The sequence below is a fragment of the Pseudomonas sp. xss_4 genome, assembly GCF_043104125.1.
Taxonomy (GTDB): Bacteria; Pseudomonadota; Gammaproteobacteria; order Pseudomonadales; family Pseudomonadaceae; genus Aquipseudomonas; species Aquipseudomonas parafulva_B.
This window is the reverse complement of sequence record NZ_JBICKJ010000069.1, coordinates 12,445-30,736: the sequence shown is the minus strand read 5'-3', so window position 1 is coordinate 30,736 and position 18,292 is coordinate 12,445. Positions and strand designations below refer to the sequence as shown.

Here is an 18,292-nt window from a genome sequence, read left to right as displayed (position 1 = left end):
TCAGCGGCCAGGAGCCTGAGCATGAGCTTTTTCGCTGCCCCACCGACTGTCGAGACCACCGTTTTCACGCGCCTGCCCGATCATTTCCGAAGCCCACGGCCTACCGCCTGGGCCAACGCCAATCGCCAGGGTCGGGCCATCGATTCGTTCCTTGAAGGCCCTTCGTTTGATCGATCAGGTCGGCTTTACGTGACGGACATACCCAACGGCCGAATTTTCCGCATCTCACCTCAAGGCGAGTGGGAATTGGTGTGCCAGTACGACGGCTGGCCCAATGGCCTGAAAATCCATCAGGACGGACGAATCTTCATCACGGACTACAAGCGCGGGCTCATGGTGCTCGACCCGCACTCCGGGACCATCGAACCGCTGCTCGATTCGGCCGGTTCTGAAGGGTTCAAGGGCGTCAACGACCTCGTGTTTGCGCCCAACGGCGACCTGTACTTTACCGACCAAGGCCAGACTGGCTTACAGGACCCTACCGGACGGGTCTACAAACTCGATGCCCAAGGCAATTTGAGCTGCCTGCTCAACACCATTCCCAGCCCCAATGGCATCGTTTATGACCCCAATCTGAACCACCTGTTGATAGCGGTCACCCGCGCTCAGCAAATCTGGCGCATCCCGCTGGGCAACGGTTCGATGATCGGCAAGGTTGGCGTCTTCGCGCAGCTCCACGGTGGGCTCGGGGGCCCGGACGGTCTGGCCCTGGACGCCCAGAGCAATCTGTACATCGCCCATACCGGGTTCGGCTCGGTGTGGAAGCTGTCCAGGGTCGCCGAGCCCCTGCAACGCATCGTCTCCTGCGCAGGTATCAGCAACACCAACCTGGCATTTGGTGGCGACGATGGCCAGACGCTGTTCATCACCGAATCCGAGACCGGCAGCATCCTGCAGGTCCGTACCCACACACCAGGATTGCCGATGTTCTCCCACAGCTGAACGCGCCTGTCAGCGCACACCACAACTACAAAAAGAGTGACGACATGACTTACGAAAACCCTAGCGCACAAGCGCCGCTCAGTGACGCCGAGGGTGAACGCCTGATGCGCCGGATCCTCTGGCGCCTGGTGCCATTCATCTTCATCTGCTACGTGATCAGCTACCTCGACCGCACGAACGTGGGGTTCGCCGCCATCAGCATGAATCAGGACCTGGGCCTGACAGCGACGATGTTCGGTTGGGCGGCGGGCCTGTTCTTCTTCGGCTATTTCATGTTTGAAATCCCCAGCAACCTACTGATGCAGCGCTTTGGCGCGCGGGTATGGATCGCACGGATCATGATCACCTGGGGTCTGATCTCGATGGCCACCGCATTCGCCACCGGGCCCATCAGCTTCAGCATCGCACGGTTCCTTCTGGGGCTGGCCGAAGCAGGCTTCACCCCTGGGGTCTACCTGTATTTCACCTACTGGTTCCCAGGCAAGTGGCGGGCCAAGGCCACGGCGGCGTTCCTGCTGGGCATCCCTGTGGCCAACATTGTCGGCTCACCGTTGTCGGGTTGGCTGATGGAGCAGCACGGTGTCTGGGGGCTCAAGAACTGGCAGCTGCTGCTGGTGACCGAGTCAATGCCGGCAGTGCTGCTGGGCATTGCCTGCCTGTTCGTGTTGGTCGACACCCCGGCCAAGGCCAAGTGGCTCAAGCCCCGGGAGAAAGCCTGGCTCACTCAGCGCCTGGCTCAGGAGCAACAAGCGATAGGTGCATCCCACGGCACGACCCTGCGCGCTGCACTGACCAATCCGAAGGTGTTTACGCTGGCTGCGATCAATTTCTGCTGCATCGTGGGCTCCATTGGCATCGGCCTGTGGCTTCCACAAATCATCAAGAGCCTGGGTATTTCCAGCGGGACCGTAGGTTTCGTGGTAGCACTGCCTTACCTGCTGGGTGCAGCGGCCATGACCCTATGGGCACGCCTGGCCAACCGCAGTGAGCACCGTCTTCCGTACGTCGCCAGCGCGCTCGCTTTCGCGGCCTTGGCATTGGTGGGCGCAGCGTTGATCGAGCAGCCGGTGATGAAGATCGCCTGCCTGTGCATGGCTGTCTCCGGGATTTTGTCTTTCCAGGCGACCTTCTGGGCCATTCCATCGACCATTCTGACCGGCCGTGCGGCCGCTGGCGGCTTGGCCATGATCGTCTCGATCGGCAATCTCGGCGGGTTCACCGGCCCATTCCTGATCGGCCTGATCAAAGATGCCACGCAAAGCTTCACGCTGCCTTTCTTCGCGGTTGCATCGATTCTGTTGATCGGTACCTGCCTGATGCTGTGGCTGGGTGATCCTGCCAAGCGCCGGACGCCCCAAGGCCACGGCCAAACGGCTTGATGCCCAGGAGCTGCGCCCTGACCGCCACCGTCCGCAGTAAGCGGACGGTGGCTCTGCCGGCCCAAGCCGTCGCCCCTTCTTCCAACCACAGTACCCAGTGCTTGTACATGGCGCTGCTGGGCGGTTAACGTCTGTAGCCTCCCGGCTACCCTGCGCCGCCTCCCCGTGCGCGCAGCGACCCTGTCGGCCAGGTTCGAATACGGAAAAAGGCACACATGGCGACTGACCTCATCACCGAAGCAGGCTACCAAGCCCTTAAAGATGAACTGGACTGGCTTTGGCGCGATGAGCGACCGGAGATCACGCGCAAAGTGACCTGGGCAGCGTCCCTGGGCGATCGCAGTGAAAATGCGGACTACCAGTACAACAAGAAACGGTTGAGGGAAATCGACCGGCGTGTGCGCTACCTTAGAAAGCGCATCGAGAACCTGCGCGTGGTGCCCTACTCGCCCGCGCAGGAAGGAAAAGTGTTCTTTGGGGCGTGGGTAACCATCGCCAACGAGGAGGACGAAAGCAAGCGGTTCCGAATCGTCGGCGCGGATGAGATCTACGACCGCAAGGACTTCATTTCCATTGATTCACCGATGGCCCGGGCCTGCATAGGCAAATGCGTCGGGGACGAGATCACGGTGCGCACGCCAACGGGGGAAGCCTACTGGGACGTCACCGACATTCAATACGATGCACACGAAACCGCGCCCCGGTTCGTCAAACCCTGATTCTTTTGCACCGCCGCGGGACGGCAGGCTTTTCAGCGTGCCGTGATCAGGCCTTGGCGTGCGATACGCACCAGGTGGCCGATCACTTCGGCCGAGGCCTCGGCCGCGGGTGCTTGAATCACGGCAAGGTCGAACCGGTCATTGGCGTACTGGGCGAAATGCTCGCCGGTCTCGGCGAACTGAATCAGGAATGCGCGGGCCTGGCCCCTTCGACGGGACAAACCTTCGAGGTGGCGCAAAAGTGTGGGCTGGTGCGGCCCCCCAAGCAGGATGCGCGGGGTACGCGATGCCTGACTGACAGGCAGAGGGCTCAGACAGACGCTGGTACGTGGGCAACTCATGGTGCATTCTCCGCCTCGCCAATCTCGCTGGGCAGCGGTGGGAGGCGTCACCGAACCAGCGCTTTAGCGGTATTTCGGGACACCCCTGAGGCGTCTCTGCGCCCCGCAAGTAGCTGTTTAAATCGGCGCAGGCGTCATGCTAGAGCGATTGAACCGAACATGCAAGCGCCCGATTCTGGCCAATTGCCTGCTCCGGTGCGGCCCTGCTCAGTGCTTGCCCTTGGGCTCCAGCACTCGCCGTTCCCGATTGAACGCCAGGAAGTACTTGTTCACGCTGTTGACGAAGTTGACCGGCCCCATGCCCACCTGCTCCATGGCGATGCGTTCGGTCTGGAAGAACCATTGGTTACCGTTGAGCCCACGCTTGCGCGCTTCGGCGCGCATGGCTTGCACGCGCTCGGGGCCCAGGTTGTAGGCGGCCAACACGAACGCCATGCGCTCACGCTCATTGATGCGGGGGCTGGAGAAGAACTTGCGCCGGATCAGGGCCAGGTAACGCGCGCTGGCCTGGACATTGCCGTCCACCGTCTTGATGTTGCTGACCCCGACCCGCTGGGCAGCTGCCGGCGTGATCTGCATCAACCCGTGTGCGCCCCCTGCCCCGCGTGCGGCCGGGTTGAGGGTCGACTCCTTGAATGCCAAGGCGGCAAGGTTGAGCCAGTCGATCTGCTGCGCTTGGCCATGCTTTTTCAACACGGCACTGACCGAGGCCAACCGCTGGCGGTCCTGACGGGCGAGCGGGTTGTGTACCCGGTACTGACGCCGATAGATGCGCTCGAACGCTGCATCCTCGTTGTCAGGGGCACGATAGTTTTTTAGGAAGCGGTCGACCGATGCCTGCAACTGCGGCGAGTTACGCCCAACGTACCAGCGCATGGCTTGTGGGGGCCCCAAGTGCACGCGTGGGTTGAAACGCAGCTTCGGCATGACCTTTGACCAGCGGCGGGCGATTGGCTGCTCGACCACGGTCAAGTGATAGATCCCGGCCTGGACCATCTCCAGCACATCCTCGATAGCCAGGGTCGGATCCACCCACTCGACCTTGACCGCAGGGCGCTTGCGCAAGGCCAGGCGCTGGTTCAGTTGCTCAATCACCGGGCCCGCGGCACTTGCGCTGGTCAGCGCGATGGTGCGGCCTGACAACTGTTCTGCCTGGCTGAAGGTGCGCTCGCCCTTGCGTCCGACCAACACCAGCGTCACCTGATCACGTACTGGGGCAGTCGCCACGACATTACGCACCGTGGCAGGATCGAGCAGTTCGCCTGGGGCGGCCAAATCGCCCTCCCCGCGCCCCAGTGCGCCCAGGAGTTGCTCCTTGGCGCGGGGGATCAGTTTGAGTTCGATGCGCTGGCTGTCCTGTGCCCGGGCATTGAGGAAGTGCTCGAGCGCGCGCAGGCGGTAGTATTCGACGCCCACCGGCTCGCCCTTCACTTCGCCGGAGCTGTTGCGGCTTTGATTGACCAGCACGCGCAAGACCTTGCTGCTGCGAATGTGCTGGAGATCGCGGGCATTGGCCGGCGGGATGTGGTGCTGCGGGCCCGGGGGACGTACCTGCGTCTGCGCCTGGCTGGCCAGGGGCAGCCCTAACAGCAGCATGAACATGAGCCAGTAGCGTGGCATTCAAGGTATCCGTCGTGAGTGGGTAGCCAAATGACGTTCGCCACGTTTGGGCTTGAGGTCAAAAAGACCATGCCCTGGACTCGAAGTTCTTGGACAGCCAGTTCGGCACGGGCTTTTGCTATGCTGGCGTCCCTGCGGCACGAGGTAGCACCATGCAATTGATCGATATTGGCGTCAACCTGACCAACAGCAGTTTCCATGACCGCCAAGCGGAAGTGGTCAACCGCGCCTTGGAAGCGGGCGTCGCGCAAATGGTTCTGACAGGCACCAGCCTGCCTGTGAGTGAACAGGCAATTGACCTTTGCCAGCAACTGGACAGCGCGCAAACTCACCTGTTCGCGACGGCCGGGGTTCACCCGCACGATGCAAACAGCTGGAACAGCCAGAGCGAAGCGCACATGCGCCAACTGCTCGCCGAGCCGCGGGTGCGCGCTGTGGGCGAATGCGGCCTGGACTTCAATCGTGACTTCTCTCCACGCCCTGCTCAGGAAAAGGCCTTGCATGCCCAGCTGGCATTGGCCGTGGAATGCCAGCTACCGGTGTTCCTTCATGAGCGCGACGCCAGTGAGCGCCTGCTGGCCATCCTGAAAGAGTATCGCGACCAGTTGAAAGCAGCCGTGGTCCATTGCTTTACCGGGGAACGTGCTGCCCTGTTCAGCTACCTAGACCTGGACCTGCACATCGGCATCACCGGTTGGATCTGTGACGAACGACGTGGGATGCACCTGCATGGACTGGTGGGCAGTATCCCAACCGGCCGCTTGATGCTGGAGAGCGATGCGCCATATCTACTGCCGCGCAGCCTGCGCCCTAAGCCCAAGAACGGGCGTAACGAGCCGGCGTACCTGCCTGAAGTGCTACGAGAAGTGGCGCTGCACCGCAGGGAAACCCTGCAAGAAACCGCCGCGCATACCACTGCCACGGCCAAGGCATTCTTCAAATTACCGTAGCTACCCTGATATCTCTTGATACATATCAACACCCTCCGAGTCGCTCTGGGCACAATGATGGCACCTTGCCAATATTGTTTTCGCTCAACTCAGAGAAGACCTGCCCATGGGTGCCTGGCTTAGCAATGTTTCACTGAAATACAAGTTCTGGGCGGTCAACGCCGTAGCCTTCGTGACCACGTTGCTATTGGTGCTGTACGCGGTTCACCTGGAGCAACGCGCCCGTGCTGAAGGGGCTGTACACCAAGCCACCGCCCAGGCAAGCCTGCTGGCGGCGTGGCCCGAAAGCCAGCCTTTGCCTCTTTCGCCAAGCATCATCACCTGGCGTGCTGGGCAGACGCCCTCCTTCGCCGGCGAGCCCCTGGAGGCCCTGCGCGGCGCACAGGGCTGGGTAGCACTGCCCTCCAGCCAACTGTTGGGACAAGACCCATTACAGGGTGCTCATGTGCTGCAAAGCGGTGATCATTACGTCGCAGTACTTGCCCAGTCACCCAGCCTGCGCCAGGTCTTCATCGATCGATTCTCGCATTATGCGGTGTGCGTGCTGATTCTGATGCTGGCCATGCTCGCCGCTTCGCAACTGCTGATCCGCTTTCTACTCAGCCAGCTCAACACGCTCAAGGACGTGATGCTGCATGTGGAAAAAACCGGCGATCTGGCCGCTCGCGTACCCCTGGCCGGCGGTGACGAAGTCGGTCAGATGGCGGGCGCCTTCAATGCCATGCAGGGTACCTACCACCGTATCGTCAGCACCGTTGCCACCACTGCAGCACAGCTCGACTCAGGTGCTGCGCGTCTTGCGGCCAGCATGAACGACGTGCGCCACGGCATGCTGGGGCAGCAGAGCGAAACCGACCAAGCCGCGACAGCCATCAATGAAATGTCCGCCACCGTCTACCATATCGCCCAGCATGCAGGGGCGACTCGCGATCTCTCCCAGACTGCCGACACGCTCGCCGGCAGTGGAAAAGACGTGGTCACTCGTGTGCAGACGTCCATTGCCGGGCTTTCCAGCGGCGTCCAGCAGACCGCCGAAATGATCCGTCAACTGGCCGAAGACAGCCAGAAGATCAATGGCGTGGTGAGCGTCATTCACAGCATTGCCGAGCAGACCAACCTGCTGGCACTGAACGCGGCCATAGAAGCGGCCCGTGCCGGTGACCTGGGCCGCGGGTTCGCCGTGGTGGCCGATGAGGTGCGCAACCTAGCCAAACGCGTTCAGTCATCAACCGACGAGATCACCACCATGGTGTCTGCCCTGCAGTCAGGCACCCGGGATGCGGTGGAGTTCATGCAGGAAAGCTCCTACAAAGCCGACGATTGTGTAAAACAGGCCCAGGAAGCAGGTGCGGCATTGGCCGAGATCACCGGCGCAGTGGCGCAGATGCGTGAAAGCAACACCCAGATCGCCGTGGCTGCCGAACAACAGAGCCAGGTGGCAGAGGAAATGAACCGCGCCGTGGTCAGCATCCGTGATGTCACCGAGCAAACCGTGCAGCAGACCGTAGGTTCGGCCACCACCAGTTCGGAACTCGCGACACTGGCCGGCGCGCTTAACAAGGCCATAGGTCAACTGAAGCTATAAGGTTCATAGCCAGCGCCGATTGGCTCTGCGCGCGCCTGCACACTAAGCTTTGGGCATGATCGAGAGGAAGTGCCCATGAACAAACGCCTACCCAATCTGCTCGCCTGGCAATGGCGCGGCTACCCGCAGAGCCATCGTCACCCTGCAAACCTGGTGCTGCATTTGATAGCGGTTCCGCTCTTCATTCTAGGTGCGTTGTTGATCGTGTCTGGCTTGTTAGGGCTGGACATCGTGCAGCTGGCCGTCGGTCTGCTCGCCCTGGTCGCGGCCATTGGGCTTCAACGTCACGGCCACCGCCTGGAGGCGGACATTCAAGAGCCCTTCATCGACCGTACTGACCGGGTTCAACGCGTGCTCAGCGAACAGTTCATCACATTCCCGCGTTTCGTCCTGAGTGGCGCGTGGTGGCAGGCCTGGCGCGACCGTCATAAGCCTCGAAGGTGATGGCCTTTAGGCAAATACCGTTACCGTTTGCCTGCTCAAGGCCAACAACGCGCCATCGTCACTCCATAATGCGGCGGCGGCATGGCCATAGCCCTCGTGTGCGTATTCGGTCTCCACGCGGTACTGGCACCAATCGCCAGCGTTCAGTGAACGTACAGGCTGCACGAACTCGATGGTCCAGGTAAGCGTACTGCCGGCCGCTGGCTGTTTCAGCATGGGCAGTACGCTAGGTGGCCATGCGTCTACCAATGCCAGCAGGTGCGCCTCGCTCATTACCCCGCCCTGCATGTCACGCAAGCGCACCCAGCCCCCCATGACGCGCGAGTCATTGCCGCTGAACGGCAGCCCACCGATTGCCCAGTGCAACTCCAGGTTCTTCATGAATTCCGGGGTCACTCCCGGGATGTGAGGCAAGGCTGCCGCGCTTTCCTCAAGGGCTGGCATCTGCGGCGCAGGTAGGGGCAGTACGGACACCGCAGAGCTTCGTGCGGCGCCGAAACTGCCCTGTACCAGCGTCACCACCTGCCCCTGCTGCACGGCGCGGCCCAGCAGCGTGCTGACACCCGTGCCCTGGCGCAATACTTCGACCTCCAGACGAATCGGAGTATCTGCCGAAGCAGGGGCGACAAAGGTAATGGCCAGCGAACGCACCGGGCGGTCATGGCCTAACCGGGCACGCATCGCCTCGAACACCATGGCAGCCATCAGGCCGCCAAAGATCGCTCGTCCCTGACCCCACCCTGCTGGCACGCGTACGCTGTCGGGGTGAGCTCTGGCAGCCTCAAGCACTTGTTCAAACGTCATGGGCAGCTCCTGGACGGGTAACGGATGTCCATCCTAGCCTGCTCTAGCCCCCGCAGCAGCCTTCATATCGGTCATTGTCCGGGCTTGTGGTGGGCCAACGCCTCACCCAAGGCGTCCAGCGTGCTGTCCGACCGACGCTCGGCCGCTTCCAGTTCGTGTGCCCATCCGCTCATGCAGCCAGCCAGATCGGCATGCTGTTGCGCTTGCAGCAGCCATTGCAGACGGTCATGCCAATCCCCCAGATCGCCCTGCGCGCGTTTCAGTGTGCGCTGAAGCTTCTTCGGGGCGTGGCCGAACTGGGGGTAGGCTTCGTCTGCGTACCGCGCCCGTTTGATCAGCAACCGCAACCGGTGGCGATCGTGCTCGGGATCTTGCAAGGCCGCGGCCAGTTTGCGCCACTGTTTGCGCAGGCGTTTCTCGATATGCTTGTCCAACCCCTTAATCAGGCCATCGCGCTCTGCGCCACGCACAAACGCGGGAAACGCATCAACCGTCGCCAGCAGCCGGGTCAGCTGCGGGCTGTGTGCGACGCTGGCATAAGATGGTCCTCGCCCTTGCAGACGCCTGCGGCCAGCTTGCTCGGCCCCCTGGGCAATGAGGGCGGCGCCCAGCACCTCGCCATCGCGCAGCGGCGTGGTGAGCGTTCCAAGAGCCTTGGCAGCACTTTCGAGTGGCTCCACACCCGGCAGCCCGCGTAGCGGTCGCACCAGGCTGCGCAGGCGGCGCACGCTGGTGCGCAGATCGTGCAAGGCTTCACTGTCGGTGTCGACCGCCAGGCGTTCGCGGCACGCCAGGAGCCGGACGTGCAAGGTGATGATCTGAGCGATGAGGTGATCAATCATGTCAGACACATGGCAACCCTCGATCAACGGCCGGCACGGGACTCACGGATGTAGAAGCGTGCTTTTTCAGCCTTGCGCGTGCAGCTCTCGTAACCCTCGAATTGCTGTTGCGTCTTGGCGCCAGTGAGCAGCGACAGCGCCTTGGAGTAACTCACGGCCCCGGCGAAGCCTTCAGCCTTGGCCAGATCGAGCTCCTTCCAGGCGGCGTCCAGTTGTGTGGCACAGCTGTCACGGTACGCCGTCTTGCCAGCGCAACCGGCAAGGGTCAGGGCAATCAACGGCAGGCAGATCCAGGCTTTCATCGGTTAAACCTCTGAGGGAAAGAAACAATGCACGTTCGACGCCAACCCGTTGCAAAAGTGCCCGCTTGGCTTCGCAAGCCACATGCTCGACAGGTTGCGCATTGATGCCGAGGGTGCGATGCGTGCATTGTAGTGTTTAAGTCGCGAATGCTGAGGGAAGTTGATGAACAAACGCGTGGCATTGGTGCTCGGATCAGGCGGGGCCAGAGGGTATGCGCACATCGGCGTGATCGAGGAACTCGAACGTCGCGGATACGAAATCGCCTGCATCGCCGGGTGCTCCATGGGAGCGGTGGTTGGCGGCATCTACGCTGCAGGCAAGCTTGAGCAATACAAGCGCTGGATCGAGAGCCTGGACTATCTGGATGTCCTGCGCCTGGTGGATGTGAGCTTCAGTCTGGGCGCCATCCGAGGCGACAAGGTCTTCGGCCAGATCCGCAAGATAGTAGGCGACATCGACATCGAGCAATTGCGCATTCCCTATACCGCCGTTGCCGCTGACCTGACCAACCAGCAGGAGATCTGGTTTCAGGAAGGCTGCCTGCATCAGGCCATGCGTGCCTCGGCTGCCATACCCAGTCTGTTCACGCCTGTCGTTCAGGGTAACCGCATGCTGGTCGACGGCGGCATCCTCAACCCGTTACCCATCGTGCCCGTGGTATCGAGCCATTGCGACCTGATTATTGCGGTCAACCTCAACGCGACCAACCAGAAGCACTATCAACTTCCGGTGATAGAGCGGCCTGCAGCCTTCAAGATGCGATTCGATGCACTGATCAACTCGCTTGGCTCGCACCTGCCATTTCGCCGCAAGCCCGCCGAAGAGTTGGTCCGTATCGAAAAAGGCATGACGCGCGACCGTTTTCCGCCCGTGAACCCTTGGCTGGCCGAGTCGGCAGATCCACAGGCGCAGCAGCCCACGGCTGCACCCGAAAGCGAAGGCGCGCCCAAGTCTGCCACCGGCTCGTTCATCATCGACAACGTAGGGCCCGCCTCGCTGCTGGACTTGATCAACCAGAGCTTCGAAGTCATGCAGACTTCACTGGCGCAGTACAAGATCGCCGGCTATCCGCCTGACGTACTGATCAACGTGCCCAAACGTGTGTGCCGCTTCTTCGAGTTTTACAAGGCGCCCGAGCTGATCGCGCTGGGGCGCGAGATTGCACGCGACACATTGGACAATCATGAGGGCGTCAAACGCTAACGCTAGCGGCGTCTTCGCTCAGGTAAAAAAACAGGCCGCTTGCGGCGGCCTGTCGGGTGTCTCCAAACGGATTTAGTAACGCGTGATGTCCGCGTTGGCCTCCAGCTGTTTGCGGTAGGCGGCGAAGTCCTGCTGACCAGCACGAGACGCCAGGTAGCGGCGGATCTGCTGCTTCTCTTCATCCGTGGCCGCAGCACCGTCATTGACGCCCTTGAGTTGCAGCACGACCAGGCTGCCATCACGCAGCACAACGCTGCCATACACGGGTTTGTCCTTGGCTTGCGGCTTGCCGAGACGGAACAATGCCTGTAGCTCGACAGGGTCGATACCGTCCTGACCACGCGAGACAGCTTCATAGGGCTTCCAGCCCTGGCCTTCCTGAACGCTCGCAGGGGCGATGGAACCATCACGCAGACCCGCGATCAGCTTGTCCGCCTTGGCCTTGAGGGCAGCGGTGGCTTTCTCCTTGGCCAGGTGCTCGCGAATGTTCTTGGCAACCGTTTCGAGTGGCAGCTGCGCAGGCTTGCGGTGTTCCTTGACGCGCAGTACCACCGTCGTCTCAGGATCAAGCTCGATGGCGGTGCTGTTGGCACCCTCTTCCAGCACTTCCTCCGAGAACGCTGCCTGCACCACAGAGCGGTTGGCAGTGATGCCGTCGCCGCCTTCGCGGCCGAACGGAGCGGACGTTTGGACCTTGAGGTTCAAGTCCTGGGCCGGCTGTACCAGGTCGGAGGCCTCGTAGGCGGCGTCCTGCAACTGCTTGCTGGCGTCCACGTAGCGCTGCTCGACCAGTGGCGTCTTGAGGTCGCGGGTCAGTTTGTCTTTCAGGCTAGCGAAGCTCGGCACCTCGGGCGCCTCGACGCCAAGCAGCTTGATGATGTGATAGCCGTATTCGGTACGAACCGGAGCTGAGACCTGGCCGTCGTGCAGCTGATACAGCGCCTGTTCGAACGCCGGATCGTACACACCAGGACCGGCAAAGCCGAGGTCACCGCCGTTATTGGCCGAACCTGGATCCTGGGAAAATTCCTTCGCCAACGCGGCAAAATCTTCACCCTTGGCCAGGCGCTGTTCGATTTCGTCAGCACGCGCTTTGGCCTGGGCATCGGTCGTCTTGTCGTTGACCTCGATGAGGATATGCGCCGCGCGGCGCTGTTCGGCAAGGTTGGCGATCTCCTTCTCGTACTGAGCCTTGAGCGCCTCGTCAGTGACTTTGGCTTGGTCGAAGAAGGACGATTTCTTGAGCTCTACGTAGTCGATGACGACTTGGTCAGGCGACATGAACTCCTTGGCATGGGCGTCATAGTGCTGCTTGACCTCTTCGTCGCTGACCTTGATCGCGGCCAGATCGGCCTTGAAAGTCAAGGACGCGAAATCGCGGGTCTGCTTTTCAAGGCGTGCGAAAGCGTCGACTTGCTGATCGGTTACGAAGCTACTGCCGGCGATTCCGGCACGTAACTGCCCGATGAGCATTTCCTCACCGAGCATCTCGCGAAACTGCATACGCCCATAGCCCATCTGGCGGATGACCTGATCGAAACGGTCGCTGTTGAACTTGCCGTCAACCTGGAATTCCGGCGTTTGCAGCATGACCTGATCCAGCGCAGCGTCGGAAAACGCGAACTTGGCGTCTTTGGCACCCTCGAGCAACAGCTTGCGGCTGATCAGCCCCTTGAGGGCCTCTTCACGCAGCAGCTTGTCGTCAAGCAGCGCAGGATCGAAGTCCTTACCCAGCTGTTGCACCAACTGGCGGCGCTGCATGTCGGCCGCCTGGCTCAACTCGTTCTGGCTGATCGTTTCGCCGTTGACCTTGGCAGCATCCTGACTGTGGCTGGCGGCTTGGAAAATGGCTTCGAACCCGGTCAATGCCATCAGCACGACAATGAGACCGATGATGGTTTTGGCAATCCAACCTTGTGAATTGTCCCTGATATTTTGCAGCATGCGTCCCCCAGAGACGGCTGTACCACTGCGTCGACAACCGCGGAGCGTGGGTAGAGTCCTGATAAAAGAAAGGCGCATCCGAGGATGCGCCTTTTCTTAGCATACGAATCAGGCGGTAACGTTTGCGTCCCGCCTTCAGCGTGCTCGGACCTGGCCAGGCCGGGTCCGGCTGAAAGAGACGACTTAGTTGACGGCGTCTTTCAGGCCTTTACCTGCCTTGAAACCTGGCACCTTGGCGGCAGCGATCTTGATCGCCTTACCGGTCTGCGGGTTGCGGCCGGTACGCTCAGCACGATCCTTGACAGTGAAGGTACCGAAGCCGACCAGAACGACATCGTCGCCTTGCTTCAGGGCGCCGGTGACGGATTCGATCACTGCGTCCAGCGCTTTGCCAGCGGTGGCTTTCGAAATGTCAGCTTGTGCGGCGATAGCGTCAATCAGTTCCGACTTGTTCACTCGTAAGTCCCCTTGTGCTCTATTGAGTATGTTTCTAAGTATGTAAAGAAAGCGTGTGAAAACGGTGCTGGGTGGCCTGATGACAATAACGTGCCGCTTTATAGCAAGGCGCCGAAAATACTGTCAAGAAAGCCCCCCAGACTAAAACTGCTAGTGCGTGCTAATTCTTTCCTTTGCCTCAGTGTCGCGCTTATCGTCCTTCGCGACAATGTCGGAAGCCACATCTGGCAAGGGCTCCGGGGCGTATTGCAGCGCAATTTGCAGGACTTCGTCAATCCATTTGACCGGTTTGATCTGCAGATCCTGTTTAATATTTTCTGGAATTTCCTTGAGGTCGCGCACGTTCTCCTCAGGAATGATCACCGTCTTGATGCCGCCCCGGTGAGCGGCCAGCAGTTTTTCCTTGAGCCCGCCAATGGCCAGAACCTGGCCACGCAACGTGATTTCGCCTGTCATCGCCACATCCGCACGTACGGGTATTTGAGTCAGGGCCGACACCAGCGCGGTGCACATACCGATACCTGCACTTGGGCCATCCTTGGGGGTGGCGCCTTCGGGCATATGAATGTGAACGTCGTGCTTTTCATGGAAGTCGGCTGCGATCCCCAGGCTGCGGGCGCGGCTACGCACCACTGTCTGCGCAGCCGTAATCGACTCGACCATGACGTCACCGAGCGAGCCGGTTTTGATCAACTGACCTTTGCCAGGAATGACCACGGACTCGATGGTGAGCAACTCGCCCCCCACTTGCGTCCACGCCAGACCCGTCACCTGGCCGATCTGGTCCTGCTGCTCGGCAAGGCCGTAGCGGAACTTGCGCACGCCCAGCAGGTGTTCGAGCTGCTCGCCGGCGACCTTGACCTTGACCTGCTTCTGCCCTGCGTGCTCCTTGACGACCTTGCGGCAGACCTTGGCAATCTGACGTTCAAGACCGCGCACACCCGCCTCGCGCGTGTAGTAACGAATGATGTCGCGGATGGCCGAGACATCGATCTCCAGCTCTTCTTTTTTCAGGCCGTTTGCCTTGACCTGCTTGGGCACCAAGTATTTGACTGCGATGTTGATTTTTTCATCTTCGGTGTAACCCGGAAGACGAATGATCTCCATCCGGTCCAGCAATGCTGGCGGGATATTCATCGAGTTGGAGGTGCACAGGAACATCACGTCCGACAGGTCGTAATCGACCTCCAGGTAGTGATCGTTGAAGTTGTGGTTCTGCTCGGGGTCCAGCACCTCCAGCAGTGCCGAGGCCGGGTCGCCGCGCATGTCGCTGCCCATTTTGTCGATTTCATCGAGCAGGAACAGCGGGTTACGCACGCCCACTTTGGTCATCTTCTGAATCAGCCGCCCGGGCATGGATCCGATGTAGGTCCGGCGATGGCCACGGATTTCAGCTTCATCTCGTACCCCGCCCAAGGCCATGCGCACGAATTTGCGGTTGGTCGCAGCGGCGATGGATTCGGCCAGGGACGTCTTGCCCACGCCAGGTGGACCAACCAGGCACAGCACCGGACCACGGATTTTCTTGACGCGCTTTTGCACGGCAAGGTACTCGAGAATACGGTCCTTGACCTCTTCCAGACCGTAGTGGTCTGCATCGAGAATGTCTTCGGCCTTGGCAAGGTCCAGGCGCACTTTGCTCTGGGCTTTCCAAGGCACCTGAACCAGCCAGTCCAGGTAGGACCGCACCACGGTGGCCTCAGCCGACATCGGCGACATCTGCTTGAGCTTGTTCAGCTCGGCCTGGGCCTTGGTCATGGCGTCCTTGGGCAGGCCAGCGGCTTCGATACGCTTTTTCAGCTCCTCGAGCTCGTTGTGACCCTCATCACCATCGCCAAGCTCTTTCTGAATGGCCTTCATCTGCTCATTCAGGTAGTACTCGCGCTGGCTGCGCTCCATCTGCTTTTTCACCCGGCCGCGGATGCGCTTTTCGACCTGCAGCAGGTCGATCTCGGCATCGAGCAATGCCAGGACATGCTCGACCCGCGTTGGCAGGTCGACGATTTCCAGAATTTCCTGTTTCTGCTCGATCTTCAGGGCCATGTGGGCAGCCATGGTGTCGACCAGGCGCCCGGGCTCATCGATGCTATTGAGCGAGGACATCACTTCGGCTGGCACTTTCTTGCCCAGTTGCACGTACTGCTCGAACTGCGAAAGCAGTGTGCGCACGAAAACTTCCGACTCGCGCTCGACAGCCTCGGTCTCGTCGATCAGCGACACTTCAGCGCGCACATGGCCGTCGACTTCACTGAAGCGCTCGACAGTACCCCGCTGCTCGCCTTCGACCAGCACTTTAACGGTACCGTCAGGCAGTTTCAGCAGCTGGAGCACGGTAGCTACGGTACCAACGCGGTATAGCGCGTCTTCGCCCGGATCATCATCAGCCGGGTTTTTCTGGGCGAGCAGGAGAATCTGCTTTTCGCCCGTCATCGCGGCTTCGAGGGCCTCGATGGATTTCTCACGCCCCACAAACAGCGGGATGACCATGTGCGGGTAAACAACGACGTCGCGCAATGGCAAAAGAGGCAAGTCGAGGGTGGTCTTCATGATTTCGCCTCTACAGCGGCCTTAGTGGCCGGAAACCGTGGAATTGATGTTTGGACCTAATGTGGGGGTACACCCGCGAAATTACAAGCGCTGGCGCAGGAAAAGCAAAAAGGGGGCCCTAGGCCCCCTCTGTGCTACGCGGTCAGGCGACCTGCCCTGAATCAGGCGTCAGGCGCTGCCTTGGCTTGCGGCTCGCTGTTCTCGTAGATCATCAGCGGCTGCGAGGTACCCTCGATGACGCTTTCATCGATCACCACCTTGCTGACTTCCTTCGCAGAGGGAATCTCGTACATGGTGTCGAGCAGCACCCCTTCCAAGATGGAACGCAAGCCACGGGCGCCAGTCTTGCGCTCCAGAGCTTTGCGAGCAACGGCCTTGAGCGCATCGCTGCGGAACTCGAGGTCGACGCTTTCCATCTCGAACAGCTTGGCATACTGCTTGGTCAGCGCGTTCTTGGGCTCGGTCAAAATCTGGATAAGCGCTGCTTCGTCCAGCTCATCAAGCGTTGCCAACACGGGCAAGCGCCCCACGAACTCGGGGATCAGGCCAAACTTGACCAAGTCGTCAGGCTCGACCTCACGCAGAGATTCGCCGACTTTCTTGCCCTCCTCCTTGCTGCGCACTTCAGCACCAAAGCCCATACCACCTTTGGTGGAGCGGTTCTGAATGACCTTTTCGAGGCCAGAGAACGCGCCACCGCAGATGAACAGGATATTACGGGTATCAACCTGCAAAAATTCCTGTTGCGGGTGCTTGCGACCGCCCTGTGGAGGTACGGAGGCAACGGTGCCCTCGATGAGCTTGAGCAAGGCTTGCTGCACACCTTCACCCGAAACATCACGGGTGATGGACGGGTTATCCGACTTGCGCGAAATCTTGTCGATTTCGTCGATGTAGACGATACCCATCTGGGCCTTTTCCACATCGTAGTCGCACTTCTGCAGCAGTTTCTGAATGATGTTCTCAACGTCCTCACCCACATAACCAGCTTCGGTCAGGGTGGTGGCGTCCGCGATTGTGAACGGTACGTTCAACAAGCGCGCGAGGGTTTCGGCGAGCAAGGTCTTACCCGAGCCCGTCGGGCCGATGAGCAGGATATTGCTCTTGCCCAGCTCGACATCGTCACCCTTCTTGTCACGCTGGTTCAAGCGCTTGTAGTGGTTGTAAACCGCCACGGCAAGCACCTTTTTCGCGCGTTCCTGACCAATGACGTACTGGTCGAGGATACCGCTGATTTCTTTCGGCGAAGGCAATTTGTGCGCGCTGCTTTCGGCCTGAGCTTCCTGCACCTCCTCGCGGATGATGTCATTGCACAGGTCGACGCACTCGTCGCAGATAAATACCGAGGGCCCGGCAATCAGTTTGCGCACTTCGTGCTGGCTTTTGCCGCAGAAGGAGCAATAAAGCAATTTGCCGCTGTCCTCGCCGTTACGGGTGTCAGTCATTCGATCGATCCAATCCGGTAGGCTTGCAACACAAGATGAAGGCAATTGCGGGCTTTTTCAAGTCCGCAGGCAGGCGCATCATGCGCCTACCTGCCCTGGCCTCCCGCTTCAGGAAGCCAGTTGCCGCTTGTCGTATACCGAGTCGATCAGGCCGTACTCGGCTGCGCGCGAGGCGCTCATGAAGTTGTCGCGCTCGGTGTCGCGCTTGATGGTCTCCAGATCCTGACCGGTGTGGTACGCCAGAAGCTCGTTCAGGCGCGCCTTGATGTTCAGGATTTCCTGGGCATGGATTTCGATATCGGTAGCCTGGCCCTGGAACCCGCCCAAGGGCTGGTGAATCATCACACGCGAGTTCGGCAGGCAGTGACGCTTGCCCTTGGCACCGGCAGCGAGCAGGAACGCACCCATGCTGCAGGCCTGGCCGATGCAGATGGTCGATACGTCCGGCTTGATGAACTGCATGGTGTCGTAGATCGACATGCCGGCGGTTACGGACCCACCCGGCGAGTTGATGTACAGATGGATATCCTTGTCCGGGTTTTCCGCCTCAAGGAACAGCATCTGTGCGACGACGAGATTGGCCATGTAGTCTTCGACCGGGCCAACCAGGAAGATCACGCGCTCCTTCAGGAGGCGCGAGTAGATGTCGTAGGCGCGTTCGCCACGGGCGGACTGCTCGATAACCATAGGGACCAGGCCGCCTGCAGCCTGGATGTCAGAGCTCTGCTGAATAAAAGAATTGCGGGACATGTCCTGCGCTCACTCCCA

Annotated in this window: 17 protein-coding genes; 7 read left to right on the top strand and 10 right to left on the bottom strand. The window is 60.4% G+C overall.

Going from position 1 to position 18,292, the window contains the following annotated elements:
- The first annotated feature begins 21 nt into the window (after positions 1 to 21).
- From ACF8GB_RS13650 to greB, 3 genes are all read left to right on the top strand, one after another.
- Positions 22 to 942, top strand: a complete 921-nt coding sequence (locus ACF8GB_RS13650; RefSeq protein ID WP_196124786.1) for an SMP-30/gluconolactonase/LRE family protein — start codon at positions 22 to 24, stop codon at positions 940 to 942.
- Between the two features lie 44 nt (positions 943 to 986).
- Complete coding sequence (locus ACF8GB_RS13645; RefSeq protein WP_326383804.1) at positions 987 to 2,321, top strand: MFS transporter; 1,335 nt, start codon at positions 987 to 989, stop codon at positions 2,319 to 2,321.
- 215 nt (positions 2,322 to 2,536) lie between these two features.
- Positions 2,537 to 3,040, top strand: coding sequence for a transcription elongation factor GreB (greB, locus tag ACF8GB_RS13640; protein ID WP_058603791.1), 504 nt, complete (start codon positions 2,537 to 2,539; stop codon positions 3,038 to 3,040).
- Positions 3,041 to 3,072: 32 nt separating this feature from the next.
- Here greB and ACF8GB_RS13635 read toward each other — a convergent pair whose 3' ends face one another.
- Positions 3,073 to 3,381 carry a hypothetical protein gene (locus tag ACF8GB_RS13635; protein WP_144964273.1) on the bottom strand — a complete coding sequence of 103 codons (309 nt, stop codon included), beginning with the start codon at positions 3,379 to 3,381 and terminating at the stop codon, positions 3,073 to 3,075.
- Between the two features lie 207 nt (positions 3,382 to 3,588).
- A complete protein-coding gene (locus ACF8GB_RS13630; RefSeq protein ID WP_392474952.1) occupies positions 3,589 to 5,001 on the bottom strand; it encodes a transglycosylase SLT domain-containing protein in 1,413 nt (470 codons plus the stop codon).
- A gap of 152 nt (positions 5,002 to 5,153) precedes the next feature.
- Between ACF8GB_RS13630 and ACF8GB_RS13625 the strand changes: the two genes are divergently transcribed.
- From ACF8GB_RS13625 to ACF8GB_RS13615, 3 genes are all read left to right on the top strand, one after another.
- Positions 5,154 to 5,951, top strand: coding sequence for a TatD family hydrolase (locus ACF8GB_RS13625; protein ID WP_392474951.1), 798 nt, complete (start codon positions 5,154 to 5,156; stop codon positions 5,949 to 5,951).
- Between the two features lie 106 nt (positions 5,952 to 6,057).
- Entirely contained in the window at positions 6,058 to 7,536 is a 1,479-nt protein-coding gene (locus ACF8GB_RS13620; RefSeq protein WP_078478799.1) for a methyl-accepting chemotaxis protein, read from the top strand.
- A gap of 75 nt (positions 7,537 to 7,611) precedes the next feature.
- Positions 7,612 to 7,980 (top strand): hypothetical protein, encoded by a 369-nt coding sequence (locus ACF8GB_RS13615; protein ID WP_058637413.1) that lies wholly within the window; start codon positions 7,612 to 7,614, stop codon positions 7,978 to 7,980.
- A 6-nt stretch (positions 7,981 to 7,986) separates the two neighbouring features.
- Here ACF8GB_RS13615 and ACF8GB_RS13610 read toward each other — a convergent pair whose 3' ends face one another.
- From ACF8GB_RS13610 to ACF8GB_RS13600, 3 genes are all read right to left on the bottom strand, one after another.
- The gene (locus ACF8GB_RS13610; protein WP_392527160.1) at positions 7,987 to 8,784 is read right to left on the bottom strand and encodes an acyl-CoA thioesterase; all 798 of its coding nucleotides are present in this window, start codon (positions 8,782 to 8,784) and stop codon (positions 7,987 to 7,989) included.
- Between the two features lie 71 nt (positions 8,785 to 8,855).
- Entirely contained in the window at positions 8,856 to 9,635 is a 780-nt protein-coding gene (locus ACF8GB_RS13605; RefSeq protein WP_058637415.1) for a CHAD domain-containing protein, read from the bottom strand.
- 14 nt (positions 9,636 to 9,649) lie between these two features.
- Positions 9,650 to 9,928, bottom strand: a complete 279-nt coding sequence (locus ACF8GB_RS13600) for a hypothetical protein (RefSeq protein ID WP_023536014.1) — start codon at positions 9,926 to 9,928, stop codon at positions 9,650 to 9,652.
- A gap of 163 nt (positions 9,929 to 10,091) precedes the next feature.
- Between ACF8GB_RS13600 and ACF8GB_RS13595 the strand changes: the two genes are divergently transcribed.
- Entirely contained in the window at positions 10,092 to 11,132 is a 1,041-nt protein-coding gene (locus ACF8GB_RS13595; protein ID WP_058603783.1) for a patatin-like phospholipase family protein, read from the top strand.
- 72 nt (positions 11,133 to 11,204) lie between these two features.
- On the opposite strand, the gene ACF8GB_RS13590 is transcribed toward ACF8GB_RS13595, so the two are convergent.
- The 5 genes from ACF8GB_RS13590 to clpP form a co-directional block, all read right to left on the bottom strand.
- Complete coding sequence (locus ACF8GB_RS13590) at positions 11,205 to 13,076, bottom strand: SurA N-terminal domain-containing protein (protein WP_078478800.1); 1,872 nt, start codon at positions 13,074 to 13,076, stop codon at positions 11,205 to 11,207.
- 183 nt (positions 13,077 to 13,259) lie between these two features.
- Entirely contained in the window at positions 13,260 to 13,532 is a 273-nt protein-coding gene (hupB, locus tag ACF8GB_RS13585; RefSeq protein ID WP_058603781.1) for a nucleoid-associated protein HU-beta, read from the bottom strand.
- Positions 13,533 to 13,682: 150 nt separating this feature from the next.
- Positions 13,683 to 16,079: an endopeptidase La gene (lon, locus tag ACF8GB_RS13580; protein WP_058603780.1), complete on the bottom strand. Its 2,397-nt coding sequence runs from the start codon at positions 16,077 to 16,079 to the stop codon at positions 13,683 to 13,685.
- 161 nt (positions 16,080 to 16,240) lie between these two features.
- Positions 16,241 to 17,524 carry an ATP-dependent Clp protease ATP-binding subunit ClpX gene (gene clpX / locus ACF8GB_RS13575; RefSeq protein ID WP_023536000.1) on the bottom strand — a complete coding sequence of 428 codons (1,284 nt, stop codon included), beginning with the start codon at positions 17,522 to 17,524 and terminating at the stop codon, positions 16,241 to 16,243.
- A gap of 108 nt (positions 17,525 to 17,632) precedes the next feature.
- On the bottom strand, positions 17,633 to 18,274 hold the full coding sequence (gene clpP, locus ACF8GB_RS13570) for an ATP-dependent Clp endopeptidase proteolytic subunit ClpP (protein ID WP_023536171.1): 642 nt from the start codon (positions 18,272 to 18,274) through the stop codon (positions 17,633 to 17,635).
- Positions 18,275 to 18,292 lie beyond the last annotated feature (18 nt).

Bases quoted from the DNA above. Each gene is read 5' to 3' on its own strand.
- ACF8GB_RS13650 (WP_196124786.1), top strand. From the start codon at position 22: ATGAGCTTTTTCGCTGCCCCACCGACTGTCGAGACCACCGTTTTCACG.
- ACF8GB_RS13645 (WP_326383804.1), top strand. From the start codon at position 987: ATGACTTACGAAAACCCTAGCGCACAAGCGCCGCTCAGTGACGCCGAG.
- greB (WP_058603791.1), top strand. From the start codon at position 2,537: ATGGCGACTGACCTCATCACCGAAGCAGGCTACCAAGCCCTTAAAGAT.
- ACF8GB_RS13635 (WP_144964273.1), bottom strand. From the start codon at position 3,381: ATGAGTTGCCCACGTACCAGCGTCTGTCTGAGCCCTCTGCCTGTCAGT.
- ACF8GB_RS13630 (WP_392474952.1), bottom strand. From the start codon at position 5,001: ATGCCACGCTACTGGCTCATGTTCATGCTGCTGTTAGGGCTGCCCCTG.
- ACF8GB_RS13625 (WP_392474951.1), top strand. From the start codon at position 5,154: ATGCAATTGATCGATATTGGCGTCAACCTGACCAACAGCAGTTTCCAT.
- ACF8GB_RS13620 (WP_078478799.1), top strand. From the start codon at position 6,058: ATGGGTGCCTGGCTTAGCAATGTTTCACTGAAATACAAGTTCTGGGCG.
- ACF8GB_RS13615 (WP_058637413.1), top strand. From the start codon at position 7,612: ATGAACAAACGCCTACCCAATCTGCTCGCCTGGCAATGGCGCGGCTAC.
- ACF8GB_RS13610 (WP_392527160.1), bottom strand. From the start codon at position 8,784: ATGACGTTTGAACAAGTGCTTGAGGCTGCCAGAGCTCACCCCGACAGC.
- ACF8GB_RS13600 (WP_023536014.1), bottom strand. From the start codon at position 9,928: ATGAAAGCCTGGATCTGCCTGCCGTTGATTGCCCTGACCCTTGCCGGT.
- ACF8GB_RS13595 (WP_058603783.1), top strand. From the start codon at position 10,092: ATGAACAAACGCGTGGCATTGGTGCTCGGATCAGGCGGGGCCAGAGGG.
- ACF8GB_RS13590 (WP_078478800.1), bottom strand. From the start codon at position 13,076: ATGCTGCAAAATATCAGGGACAATTCACAAGGTTGGATTGCCAAAACC.
- lon (WP_058603780.1), bottom strand. From the start codon at position 16,079: ATGAAGACCACCCTCGACTTGCCTCTTTTGCCATTGCGCGACGTCGTT.
- clpX (WP_023536000.1), bottom strand. From the start codon at position 17,524: ATGACTGACACCCGTAACGGCGAGGACAGCGGCAAATTGCTTTATTGC.
- clpP (WP_023536171.1), bottom strand. From the start codon at position 18,274: ATGTCCCGCAATTCTTTTATTCAGCAGAGCTCTGACATCCAGGCTGCA.